10 protein-coding genes are annotated in these 12,667 nt (G+C 53.2%); 7 read left to right on the top strand and 3 right to left on the bottom strand.

What is annotated here, in order from left to right; translation table 11 throughout:
• The first annotated feature begins 33 nt into the window (after nt 1-33).
• The gene (locus VPK24_RS04115) at nt 34-630 is read left to right on the top strand and encodes a Uma2 family endonuclease (RefSeq protein WP_393010852.1); all 597 of its coding nucleotides are present in this window, start codon (nt 34-36) and stop codon (nt 628-630) included.
• Between the two features lie 21 nt (nt 631-651).
• Here the strand turns inward: VPK24_RS04115 and VPK24_RS04110 are convergent, their stop codons facing one another.
• Both VPK24_RS04110 and clpB read right to left on the bottom strand, forming a co-directional pair.
• Nucleotides 652-1,221 (bottom strand): DUF4126 domain-containing protein, encoded by a 570-nt coding sequence (locus tag VPK24_RS04110; protein WP_099534688.1) that lies wholly within the window; start codon nt 1,219-1,221, stop codon nt 652-654.
• 261 nt (nt 1,222-1,482) lie between these two features.
• On the bottom strand, nt 1,483-4,101 hold the full coding sequence (clpB, locus tag VPK24_RS04105; protein ID WP_393010851.1) for an ATP-dependent chaperone ClpB: 2,619 nt from the start codon (nt 4,099-4,101) through the stop codon (nt 1,483-1,485).
• Between the two features lie 572 nt (nt 4,102-4,673).
• Here clpB and VPK24_RS04100 point away from each other — a divergent pair.
• From VPK24_RS04100 to VPK24_RS04090, 3 genes are all read left to right on the top strand, one after another.
• Nucleotides 4,674-5,456, top strand: a complete 783-nt coding sequence (locus VPK24_RS04100; protein WP_393010850.1) for a hypothetical protein — start codon at nt 4,674-4,676, stop codon at nt 5,454-5,456.
• Nucleotides 5,457-5,592: 136 nt separating this feature from the next.
• A complete protein-coding gene (locus VPK24_RS04095) occupies nt 5,593-6,012 on the top strand; it encodes a hypothetical protein (protein WP_393010849.1) in 420 nt (139 codons plus the stop codon).
• A gap of 321 nt (nt 6,013-6,333) precedes the next feature.
• Nucleotides 6,334-7,863 (top strand): adenylate/guanylate cyclase domain-containing protein, encoded by a 1,530-nt coding sequence (locus tag VPK24_RS04090; protein ID WP_393010848.1) that lies wholly within the window; start codon nt 6,334-6,336, stop codon nt 7,861-7,863.
• On the opposite strand, the gene VPK24_RS04085 is transcribed toward VPK24_RS04090, so the two are convergent.
• The gene (locus VPK24_RS04085; protein ID WP_393010847.1) at nt 7,860-8,357 is read right to left on the bottom strand and encodes a hypothetical protein; all 498 of its coding nucleotides are present in this window, start codon (nt 8,355-8,357) and stop codon (nt 7,860-7,862) included. The genes VPK24_RS04090 and VPK24_RS04085 overlap by 4 nt on opposite strands.
• A gap of 176 nt (nt 8,358-8,533) precedes the next feature.
• On the opposite strand from VPK24_RS04085, the gene VPK24_RS04080 reads away from it, so the two are divergent.
• The 3 genes from VPK24_RS04080 (at nt 8,534) to rplC (ending at nt 12,646) form a co-directional block, all read left to right on the top strand.
• A complete protein-coding gene (locus VPK24_RS04080; RefSeq protein ID WP_393010846.1) occupies nt 8,534-9,154 on the top strand; it encodes a hypothetical protein in 621 nt (206 codons plus the stop codon).
• A gap of 203 nt (nt 9,155-9,357) precedes the next feature.
• On the top strand, nt 9,358-11,514 hold the full coding sequence (gene glyS, locus VPK24_RS04075) for a glycine--tRNA ligase subunit beta (RefSeq protein ID WP_393010845.1): 2,157 nt from the start codon (nt 9,358-9,360) through the stop codon (nt 11,512-11,514).
• A 487-nt stretch (nt 11,515-12,001) separates the two neighbouring features.
• Nucleotides 12,002-12,646, top strand: coding sequence for a 50S ribosomal protein L3 (gene rplC / locus VPK24_RS04070; RefSeq protein WP_393010844.1), 645 nt, complete (start codon nt 12,002-12,004; stop codon nt 12,644-12,646).
• The last annotated feature ends 21 nt before the right edge of the window (nt 12,647-12,667 follow it).

The raw sequence follows: 12,667 nt of genomic DNA, 5'->3' as shown, positions 1-12,667 counted from the left end.
TAGCCCACTGCATCGGTTTTGGAGGATCGGTAAATGACCGCTAGCCTAAGCGCTCCGGTTGCTGCTGAGTCAGCCCCAGAGGCGATCGACCTAAACCAGTTTTTGGCCCTGCCCGATACCCAGCCGGCCAATGAATTCATTAACGGCAAAATCATTCAAAAACCAATGCCGCAAATTGAGCATAGTGCACTGCAAATGGACTTGGGCGCGGCCATCAATGCGGCTTTGAAAACTCGTAAAGTTGCCCGTGCCTTTTCTGAGTTGCGATGTACCTTTGGCGATCGAGCGATTGTGCCAGACTTGGTGGTTTTAACCTGGGATCGAATCCCGCGTGATATTAACAATCGATTAGTTTCTCACCCAATTACCGAAGCTCCAGATTGGGCGATCGAAATCTTATCACCCAAGCAAGCAAGCCTGGGCATCATTGACAAGCTACTGCATTGTGCTCAGCACGGAACGCAAATGGGCTGGCTAATTGACCCCGATCAAAATGGTGTTTTAACAATTAATCATGATTGCCAAATTTCAGTTTTTCGGGATGCAAACGATCGCTTGCCTGTGCCTGAGTTCGCGGCTGAATTTCAACTCACGCTGGGTCAGCTCTTTGATTGGCTAGCGGTTGATTAATCGCTTGGATCATTTTGATCATTAGGTTCTGGGTGATGATGAATTCGGTTGTCCTTGGTAATGGAAATACCAGGCCTTGGAACTGCGAATCGCTAACCACAAAAGCATCAGAGCGATCGTGCCCCCTTGGGTGGGCGCATCAAAGGCAAATAGCACCAGAAAAATGCAGAGGGCATCTTGGGTGAAAATTGCCCAAAGGGGCAGCCCTCCTAATCGAAAAAACCAGCCCACCTGCACCAGTTGCAAAACCAGGGCCAACAGGCCTCCCACAATTCCCAACAGCACGGTGATTTGATCCGTCCGATCGGCTGCTTGGGCGATCGCCATTCCCATCACGGCCCCAGCCAAGGGACTAAACACCAATTGCACCAACTGCAAAATTCTTTGCCCCAGCAGTTTTTTGGAAGCAAACAGCTCAAACAGGGACCAACTGACCAGCACCCCAAGCACCCATTGCGGCGACAGTTGCGACAGCAGCGGCACTCGTGACCAGAGGCGATCGCCCTGCAAGAGACCAATCAACAACAGCGGCAGGGCAATGCGCATCCCTCCCGCCGCCGAAGCTGCCAGCACCGCTAGGAGTTCAACCATGACAATGGGCGCATCCCATAGAAACCTGAACTCGTCTGTAATTGCACCATCGATGCCCCTTTTTGAGTCAATGCCCCTTGTTGAACTGTTCCTTCCAGGATCGGTTGTTGAGATCCGCAAAGGATGGGGGTCGATCGCTCCAATCACAAACTAGGGGCGATCGACCCATGCGACTCGGAAATTTCCCAGTGGCCTTGAACTTTAGGCGATTTTGGGCAACTCAGCACGATCGAGAGCCATGGGCGATTGCCGTTGCCTAACCTAGAGTGCCACCAAGTCCGCCGTCAGCCGCTTAAAAGCCAGTCGCTCGTTTTCAATATCAACCCAAATCGTGTCACCTTCGGTAAACTCACCCCGCAAAATGCACTTAGCAATTTGGGTTTCCAATTCCCGTTGCACGGCTCGTTTTAAGGGGCGTGCGCCGTAGGTGGGATCGTAGCCAACCTCTGCCAAGAAGTCGATCGCCGCTTCTGACAGTTTCAGGGCCATTTTCTTCTCCGCTAAACGGGCTTCCAGTCGCTGGGCTTGAATTTGGATAATTTGGCGCAATTCCGACTTTTCGAGACCGTGGAAAATGATGATGTCATCAATTCGATTCAGGAATTCTGGGCGGAATTGTTCGCGCATGGCCGCCATCACCCGCGCCCGCATTTCTTCATAGCGACTGTTATCGGCCGCCAATTCCAAAATGTATTGGGAGCCAATGTTACTGGTCAAAATGATGATGCTGTTTTTGAAATCAACGGTGCGCCCTTGGGAATCGGTCACTCGACCATCATCCAAAATTTGCAGCATGATGTTGAACACATCCGGGTGCGCTTTTTCAATTTCATCAAACAGAATCACCGAATAAGGACGACGACGAATAGCCTCTGTGAGTTGTCCACCTTCTTCGTAGCCCACATAACCGGGAGGCGCACCGACCAAGCGCGAAACCGCATGTTTCTCCATGTATTCCGACATATCAATTCGCACCATTGCTTCTTCGGTGTCGAATAGATAAGCCGCCAGGGATTTAGCGAGTTCAGTTTTGCCAACGCCTGTGGGGCCCAGGAAGATAAAGCTGGCGATCGGGCGGTTAGGATCGGCCAGCCCCGCCCGCGATCGCTGAATAGCATCGGCCACCGCTGTGACGGCCTCATCTTGGCCAATCACTCGTTGGTGTAGCTCGTCTTCCAAATGCAGTAATTTTTCCATTTCGGAAGCAATCAATTTGCTGACCGGAATGCCAGTCCACTTGGCAATAATTTCAGCAATATCAGACTCACTGACCTCTTCTCGCAGCAAAATTTGACCGCTCGATTGCTGAGTCGAAATCGTCTGTTCGATGGTCTGCAATTGCTGATGCAGTTCATTCAGGGTTCCAAACTTTAATTCAGCTGCCCGGTTGAGGTCATAGTCTCGCTCTGCTTGCTGAATTTCTAGCTCCACCCGATCGATCTGTTCTTTGAGGGCTTTTCGTTGCTCCAACAGATCTTTTTCCTGTTGCCATTGGGCGTTCAAATGGCTTTGGGTTTCCTTCAGATCTGCCAGTTCCCGATCGAGCCGCTCCAACCGCTCCTTGGACGCTGAATCGCTCTCCTTTTGTAAGGATAAGCGCTCCATTTCCAGTTGCAAAATCTTGCGATCAATTTCATCCAGTTCCTCTGGCTTAGAGGTAACTTCCATTTTCAACTTGGCGGCGGCTTCATCCACTAGATCGATCGCCTTGTCCGGCAAAAAGCGATCGCTAATATAGCGATTAGAAAGAGTTGCCGCCGCCACCAAAGCACTATCGGAAATCTTGACATTGTGGTGGGTTTCATAGCGGTCTTTCAATCCTCGCAGAATTGAAATCGTATCCACCACCGAAGGCTGGTCAATATAAACCTGTTGGAACCGTCGTTCCAATGCCGCATCTTTTTCAATATATTTGCGGTATTCGTCGAGGGTGGTGGCTCCAATACAGCGCAATTCACCCCGAGCCAGCATCGGTTTTAGAAGGTTACCGGCATCCATGGCCCCCTGTGTTGCTCCTGCGCCCACAACGGTGTGAATTTCATCGATGAAGAGAATGATATTCCCTTCAGAATCAGTCACTTCCTTGAGCACCGCTTTCAGACGCTCTTCAAATTCCCCGCGATATTTGGCCCCAGCAATCAGTGCGCCCATGTCGAGGGCGATCAGGGTGCGATTTTGCAAGGACTCTGGCACGTCTCCTTTTACAATTCGCTGAGCCAATCCTTCTGCGATCGCAGTTTTGCCCACCCCCGGCTCACCAATTAAAACAGGATTATTTTTGGTGCGACGCGACAAAATTTGAATGGTGCGGCGAATTTCGTCATCCCGGCCAATGACTGGATCGAGCTTTCCTTGGCGGGCATATTGGGTGAGATCTCGGCCATATTTTTCAAGAGCCTCGTATTTCCCTTCTGGATCGCGATCGGTCACGGTTTGATTGCCTCTCACTTGTTTGATTGCTTCCCGTAGTTTGGCCTCATTCAGCCCAACTTCATCAAAAATCTTGCGACCGCAACGATCGTCCTTGGTAAACCCCAACACGAGGTGTTCGATCGAGAGATATTCATCACCAAATTCCTTGCGAAAAACCTCGGCCCGATCGAGCAACTTATCCAGGCTTTGCCCCAAATAAACGGAGCCAATATCACCGGAAATTTTGGGCTGCTTCTGCAAGAATTGATCCGCTAATTCCTGTAAGCGACTGGGCTGGGCCCCGGCCTTTTTAAAAATACTGGTGGCTAATCCCTCTTGTTCTAATAATGATTTGAGTAAATGTTCTGACTCTAGCTGTTGTTGGCGATTTTGTTTGGCAACTTCCGGCATTTGGGCAATCACTTCCCAAGCCTTGGTGGTGAACTTATTGGGATCAGTCGGTTGCATGGGATTTCAGGACGCACAGGAATCACTCCGGCAGGGATCAGCCTCCGCTGCACGACCGTAGCGCTATTGTAGGCAGGGAGGGCGATCGAGCGCGATCGGCTTTTACGACCCAAGGGGTGGGGGTTTGCCGTCTGGGGTAACCCTGGCAGGAACGCGATCGCGCCGAGCTGAGCCACTCCCGATCGGGTGCCTGTCCAGGCTCGCCCCTCGTCCCCGGCGCTGCTGTTACCCGTTTCCGGCAACCTTGTCGCGATTGTGCTGTGATTTTGTCGTGATTTTGCTGCGGTGCAGGGGGATTCAGATGACTGGGGCGCGGCGCGATCGCCTCCTTTTCGGCCAAGACAAACTGAGTTAGACCTAGCCGCTCCAGGGCCAGTTGCACGGGTTCGATGGTCAGCCCTTTGAGTCGAATCAGTGGACGCTGTGGGTTGCGGTCAGACCGGGTGATCGAGAGGCAAGGCGATGCTTAGGATAGAAAACAAATCGCAAACCATCAGGGCTGACTGACCGAATCTGACGACCATGGAATCGGGTGAAGTTCAGGCAAAACTGACCATTAATGGAAACTGAGTATGAGTGAAAATATGGGTGAAAAAACAACTAATTGGCAAACCTTGCTTCTGTCGCCTACGGACTTCCAAACCCTAACTGGCGTTCCCTTCAAAGATGCTCAAGAGTTGTCTAAAGTCTTGCATCAAAATCGTAAATTGTCTAAATGGCAAGTAATTGGCAAGCGGTGCTTGAAATATGCCTGGAATGGATTTTGGTTTTCGATTATTTGGGCAATCTTGCTTGGGATTTTTGTGATTCCAATTGCCATTGGTGGGTTTTACTTAGTTCGTCTGTTGGGCTTGTTTGCTGGAATCAGCGTCATTAACATTGTGCGCTGGTCTGCCAGTGCTTGTCTGCTGACGGGTATTCCCATGTCCATTTGGTTTTCTTGGGATGAAGAAAAAAAACAAGATACCTTGCGATCGCTCCTGCCCTTGACTCAAGAGGTCGAAAAATTTAATCGACTGGTGCGCGCAACGGATGTGAAGGCTCAACTGGCCCAAGCCTCTGGAAAGGTGATCAGTCCTGAGGAGCAAGCCCAAACAATTGCTACCTTGAGCCAACTGCGATCAGAGCTGGAAAATGCCTTGAAAATAGAACGGGTGTTACGTGAAAACCAAGATGTGGTGATGGCGCAAGTGGATGCCTTTGAAGGGGCTACCCTGGGTCAGCATATGCAACTGGTGACGGATCAAGCCCTTGAATATAGTCAAGTACTTGATGAAGCATTGAAACTGGGCGATCGGGTGCGAAACGAGCTAAAAACGCTCCACAATCGACAAAATCAATGGGATTCTGAGTGATTTTGCAGACATTACTGAGGAATTGCTCAGCATTCTCTCAACAATTTTTGCCATCCCCTAGCAGGGACTGAACAATCGCGCGTACACTGGACGCAATCTTTTTCTCAATTGCAACCTCACGCAGAGAGCCTGAGTTATGAATTTCAAACGGTGGAGCAGCCAACTGATTGCCATGGGTCTGATCGGGGTTACAGTCCTCGGCACAGCGATCGAAGGAGCCTTCGCCCAATGGGACAATACTCGACCAGAAAACCGCGTTGCGCGGATTCGTTTTCGCAACAATAATGCTCGTAGTTTATACGCCCTCTATATTGCACCTCGCTATTCAGGGGATTGGCAAGAACTCTTAGGCGATCGCATTTTAAAATCCGGCGAAGCGATCGACTTGGAATTTAATTACGACAACCTTTATCAATCCGGGTGTAACTACAAAATCAAAGCCATTTATTCTGATGGTTCCCAGACGGTCTTGGAAGAACAGCCCTATGATCTCTGTGGATTGCGCCAAGTGCAATTTGGCCCCTATCCCTCGATCGATCCCTACCGTCCCAATTAATTGCTTTTTTAAGACATTTCCTCTCAGGACGTTTTCTCAATCTCGATTTGTGCCTGTCGATAGTGACTAATCACGACTTCAATGGATCGCTAGCGCAATTGATTACTGGTGCAATGGATCCCTAGCGATTGTCAAGCCAATTTAAGTAAATTTGCTCACCGTGGCCAATCAGATCTGATTAGGCGGAGTTGCTAGGGAAATGATTCCAAGTCCTGACAACTGAATTTGCCTAATTTCGTCGTTCAATTCCGTCGCTCAATTCCGTTAAAATTCCAATAAAATTCCAAGACTCTCCGATTTCTCCCTGCTCTTGCTCTTGCTGTGCCCTTGACCCCTTGGCGACGGATTTGGCGCAATCGCCCTAGAGGTAGCCCATCCTTTCGTAGTCTGTTGCGCGCTTGGTTAACCCGTTGCATCAACCTCCTTTTGGGAGATGGGCGACATCTCAATGAAGCGGAATTTGATAGTTATGTTGCCTGGCGATCGGCATTGATTCACCAGCGCTTGATGCTGGGATTTCGCCTAGGAGTTATTTATTTCAGCACGTTCTCAGTTCTGATTGCCTTTGAAGAATCCAGTAAAGGCGATCTGTTCAGCGTGCGTTTAATTCGCCATCTAATGGCGATTGTTTTAATTTTTGCTGGCAGCCGTGAAACCCAGTCTTTAACTGAACGATATTTGGTTCCTGCATCGGCTGCGGGGGCCTATTCTGCTGTTTCTCGACAAACAACTCTTAAAGCAACTCCTAAAAATATTGTCCCAAAGCCCTTAAGTCAGGACGGAAAATTGCCACCTCTGATTCAACCGAAGCGGCCTGAGCGCTTGAGCTTGGATCCGGTGATTTTTTCATCCCAATTTGGGCTATTTTTACTGCTTTCAACCACGATTTCGGTGGTGACCAATTTACCCAGCTATTGGGGCACGCCCGTCATGCCCGATTTGAAGGGTTGGACGTTGGGCTTTTTTAGCATCGCGGCCGTGCTGCCGTTTCGCTGGCATTGGCATCTCATTTCCCACATCATTGCCTATGTGAATTATGTTTTAACCAATGGCTTGATGGGGCAGTCAATTTTTCCGGAGCCTCTGGATCCTGGGCAAGTTTTGTTTGATATGGTGTGGATTTCTTTAATGTCAACTTTGGTGGTTGGCCTTTATGAACGTCTATCTCGCACTGAGTTTGAAGTTCGCAAACAACTGCGCCAAGAGCAGCGACGTTCGGATCAATTGCTCACCAATATCTTGCCGCGCAGCGTTGCTGATCGACTCCTGACGGATTCGTCCCAAATTGCAGATTTATTCCCAGAAGTAACGGTTTTATTTGCGGATTTAGTGGGATTCACGCCCCTGGCTTCGCAACTGCAACCGGGCGAAACAATTGAATTACTCAATCGCATGTTTTCGCGATTTGACCAGTTAGCCGAGTTCCATGGCCTTGAAAAAATCAAGACCATTGGCGATGCCTACATGGCGGCGGCGGGCTTGCCGAATCCCAACCCTAACCATGCGGCGGCGGCGGCGGACATGGCTTTGGCGATGCAGCGGGCGATCGAGCAATTGAATCAAACGTCCCGCTATCCCCTCTCCATTCGGGTGGGACTTCACTCGGGTCCCGTGGTGGCGGGTGTGATTGGGTTGCGAAAGTTTGCCTACGATTTGTGGGGGGACACGGTGAACGTGGCCAGCCGCATGGAGTCTCAAGGATCGCCGGGCAAAATTCAAGTGACTCAAGCTGTGTTCGATCGCCTGGGGGGAGAAGCGAGCCTTTATCGATTAACCCAGCGGGGGGTAATTGCCGTGAAAGGCCGAGGAGACATGTTGGTCTATTGGTTAGAAGAAGCCCCTAAGAACTAACGGCAAGCATCCACGGAAACGACATACACTTTCCCGATCGATCCTGTATTGCCCACCTTCACGTTCACCTGAAACGGTTGAATGTTTTGGCCGGGCCGACGACGTGGATAGGCAGGCACTTGCACCAGTTGATTCGCTTCAGCATTCACCCGTTCGTCATAGAACTGATCGTTGCTGCTGTCCCCATATTTGAGAAACATTTCAGACTTGTAATTGCCGGAGTCTTTAAAAAACAAGTTGACTCGAAAACTGGTAAAGCTTTGATTGCTGGGAACAACAAAATCAGTGTTCCAATTGTTGCGCGTGAACAGCAGGCTGGGGGCCGAAACCCGCTTCACCACTTCGGGGTCGTTGCCACCAACGGGCATCAGGGGCACGGGGCGGCGACATTCCACCACGGGGGCGCTGCGGTCTTGGGCTTGGGCGTTGATGTGCAGTCCTGCCAAACCAAGGCCAAGGCTGGTGAGGGCGGCGATCGCGAGCGGCCGTTTCATAGCGCGCGGTGGTGTTTCTCAAAAAATGCCCCTTAAGATTAACCCAAGGTCTTGCCGCTGCGTAAAGTAGTTATGGAGCGCGAGGTTAAACTAAAGGCTCTGAACCGAGAGGAATTTGAGGCGATCGCGTGGCGGCAGAGCAAGATCAACCAAATCAAGAAGCAGTTTTTCACTCGTTGAATTCATCGCTGAACCCCGCATCGGGGGCGAGTGCTGTGGAAACCGGTACGGAGCCAGAGACGGCTGATCCAAAGCCGGTAACGGATTTTGAGGCCATGACCCTAGATCGGGCCCAAACGCTTTATGACCAGGGGCGGATGCTGTTTGAGGCAGGGCGCTATCGCGAGGCGATCGAGGCTTTGGAAACGGGGGCGGCGCTGTTGCCGGCCAATGGGCGTTTGGGGGGTGAAATGCAGGTGTGGTTGGTGACGGCCTACGAGGCCGCGGGCCTGCGGGATGCGGGGTTGCAACTGTGTCGGCAACTGACGAAGCATCCCCACCTGGAAACCCGATCGCAAGCTCGCCGGTTGTTGGCGATTTTGGAAGCGCCCGTGTTGAGCAAGCGCCCGGAATGGCTGACGGAAATTCCTGATTTGTCGAGCTTGGAGGCGGCGGATGGTGCGGGGTTCAAGGCGGCCACCGGTCAGGCCCCGAGCCGATCGCCTCGATCGCGTCCCATGCCGGAGCCAAAGCCGATCGATCCGGCCCTGATTGTTCATGAGAATCGCTTTTTGGGCTTTGGGTTGCTGCTGGTGCTGCTGGTGATTGCAGGAATTCTGTGGCTGGGGCGTGCCTAGGGGGCTGATGGCTGCTGTGACTGAGGCGATTGGCCAGTCTTTTGGCTGGGCGCGTTAACGACGGCCAGTCAATGAAGACCAGTTAACGAAGGCAACGCAACGCAACGCAACGCAACAATCGCCCTCAGTCGGATGGTTTCGGATCGTTTATGCTGGCGATCTGCTAGGTTTTTCAAGTCTGTTCATCGAGTTCCAGCGCTCCCATGCCTGCTTTTTTGTTTGAGGTCGGCACTGAAGAATTACCCGCAAGTTTTGTGGCCAGTGCGGTGCGTCAGTGGCGTGATCGCGTGCCCCAGAGCTTGGCGGAAGCCAACCTAAGCGCCACATCGGTGCAGGTGTTTGCCACACCGCGTCGCTTGGCCCTGGTGATTGAAGGGTTGCCCGATCGCCAGCCCGATCGCCGGGAGGCGGTGAAAGGGCCGCCGGCCAGTGCTGCCTTCAGGGATGGGCAGCCCACCAAGGCCGCCGAAGGATTTGCGCGCAAAAACGGCGTGGCCCTGAGCGATTTGGAGTTGCGAGCCACGGACAAGGGTGAATTTGTTTTTGCGGAAGTGTTCACGGCGGGGCGATCGACCCCCGATCTCTTGCAGGAATTGGCTCCCCAATGGGTGCTAGCCCTCGAAGGGAAGCGGTTTATGCGCTGGGGAGATGGAGAATTCCGATTCCCCCGGCCCATTCGCAGCCTGATTGCCCTCTGGGATGATCAAGTATTGCCGGTGTCTTTGACCGTGCGAGCGGCCACCGAAACACGCCCGGCGGAAGTGCTGACGGCCGATCGAGTCACGACCGGCCACCGGGTGTTGCATCCTGCGCCGGTTTCGATCGCCCAGGCCACGGACTATGTGGCTAGCCTGGCAGCCGCTTCCGTGCTGGTGAATCCCGAGCAACGGCAGGCGCTGATCATTCAGCAAACCCAGGCCGCAGCGGCCCAACTGGGTGGAGAAGCGGAAATTGACCCCGATTTGCTGGAAGAAGTGCGGGACTTGGTGGAATTCCCCACGGCAGTAATTGGTGGTTTTGATCAGGAATTTTTGGAGTTGCCGTCGGAAGTGACCAAAACCGTCATGGTCACCCATCAGCGCTATTTCCCCGTCCATCAACCGGGCCAGCCCGATCGACTGTTGCCCAACTTCATCACCATCAGTAATGGGGATCCGGCCAAGGCCACCATCATCGCTGAGGGCAATGGACGGGTGGTGCGGGCCCGCCTCAGCGATGGCCAGTATTTCTACAAGGCCGACATTGCCAAGCCGTTGGAAAGCTACTTGGCCAAGCTGGAAACGGTCACTTTCCAAGACCAATTGGGCAGTATGCGGGCCAAGGTCGATCGAATCGTGTCCATGGCCGATCGGCTCTGCCACCAACTGCAACTGTCGGCGGACGATCGGGACTTGGTGAACTGGGCCGCCCTGCTCTGTAAAGCAGACTTGGTGACCAGCATGGTCTTCGAGTTCCCAGAACTGCAAGGCATCATGGGCGAGAAGTACGCTCGGGCCAGCGGGGAACCGGAAGCGGTGGCGGTGGCGATCGGGGAACATTACCTACCCAAGGGCGCGGGTGATGCTTTGCCCACCAGCCAAACCGGGCGCATTGTGGCCCTGGCCGATCGCCTCGATACCCTGTGCAGCCTATTCCGAATTGGCCTGTTGCCGAGTGGATCCTCCGATCCCTTTGCCCTGCGCCGGGCCGCCAACGCCGTGGTGAACATCATTTGGGATGCCGGTTGGTCTCTGAACTTGGAATCGTTGATTGAGCCGGAATCGGTCGATCGTTGGGCAGATTCTGGCATGGGCACGCAACTGGCGGAATTCTTTGTGCAACGGTTCCGCAGCCTGCTCGAAGATGAACAGGGCATTGATTACGACCTGGCCTTGGCAGTGGTCGGAGAACCGGGCGATCGAGATGCGTCCCTGCGCGCCCTCTACGACCCCGCCGACGTGCTGCAACGGGCACAGTTCTTGCAATCCCTGCGGCGATCGGGGCAATTGGCTAACCTCTATGCCACCATCAACCGTGCCTCCAAACTGGCCGCCAAGGGCGATCTCAACTTCAGCGATCTGGATCCCGCCGCTTCCGTGAAGCCCGCTTTGTTTGAGCAACCCTCAGAACAGGCGTTTTATGATGCCCTGGTTGCCCTGTTGCCCATCACCCAAGCCACGCGCCAAACCCGTCACTACCAGCCCCTGGCCGATCAACTGGCTCAGGCGGCGGCCGTGGTAGCGAACTTCTTTGATGGTTCCGAAAGCGTGATGGTGATGGTGGATGATGAAGCGGTGCGGCGTAACCGGCTAAACCTCCTGGGCCTGTTGCGGAACCATGCCAGGGTGCTTGGAGATTTCGGGGCGATCGTGAAGGGATAGGGCATTCGCCCCCATTCCTGGCCCGAGAGGCGGGGGGTGTGCCCCTGGTTTTGTAGCAAAATCATCAATTGCTAGACAAAAGACCGTCACCCCCCTATAATGTTAAACCGTTGCCAAAACTGTGGTTTCCTGCGCTACGCGACCCTAAAATCACAGCGTTTGCCGATCTGGCAAATTTTCCAGGCAACTTTTGCTGAACCGGATACTGAGCAGGTCGCTGCTTAAGTCCTAGCAAGCAAACGCGCTGCAACGATGCAAACCGCTCCAGCGCAAAATCTTCCCTCGGTTGACTGACATCCGAGCCTTGAGATTCTCAACGATTTCTCAGCGCAGATAAGCGGTCAGTCTACGTCAATCAGAGTGCCCAAAACTCAAAGTCCGTCGGGAAAGTGCTTCTGGCCCTTACGCGCTAGAGGCGCTCTTGTTACGGCTGGTTGACGCTAGGGGGAAGGACTCTCCTAACCATCCCTAGTCTAAGGAGAACGCCATGTCTCTTGGCATTCTAGGTACTAAGTTGGGCATGACCCAAGTCTTTGATGAAACGGGCCGGGCCATCCCGGTAACGGTCATCCAAGCTGGCCCCTGTACCGTTACGCAAATCAAAACCAAAGAGACTGATGGCTACACGGCCGTTCAGTTGGGTTTTCAAGAAGTCAAAGAAAAGGCCCTCAGCAAGCCGGAAATCGGACACCTGAGCAAGGCCAACGCGAAGCCCCTGCGCCACCTGCGGGAATACCGTTTGGTGGATGTGGCTGGCTTTACCCTTGGTGAAGAAATCCGCGCCGATCGCTGCATCGAAGTCGGTCAAATCGTTGACGTGACGGGAAACAGCATTGGTCGTGGTTTCGCGGGTTACCAAAAGCGCCACAACTTTGGTCGCGGGCCGATGTCTCACGGTTCCAAAAACCACCGTCTGCCCGGTTCGACGGGTGCGGGTACGACCCCCGGTCGTGTCTATCCCGGTAAGCGCATGGCTGGCCGGATGGGCAATGAGCGTGTGACGGTCAAGAAGCTGACGGTTGTGCGGATCGACCCCGATCGCAATCTCGTGTTGATCAAGGGTGCGGTTCCGGGCAAGCCGGGGACGCTGGTCAGCATTGCACCGTCCAACCTGGTGGGTCGTCAAAAGTAAGCGCGATCGCCCGTAAGTCCG

The sequence above is a fragment of the Limnothrix redekei LRLZ20PSL1 genome, assembly GCF_043235035.1.
GTDB lineage: Bacteria > Cyanobacteriota > Cyanobacteriia > CACIAM-69d > CACIAM-69d > CACIAM-69d.
This window is presented reverse-complemented; position numbering and strand designations above follow the sequence as displayed.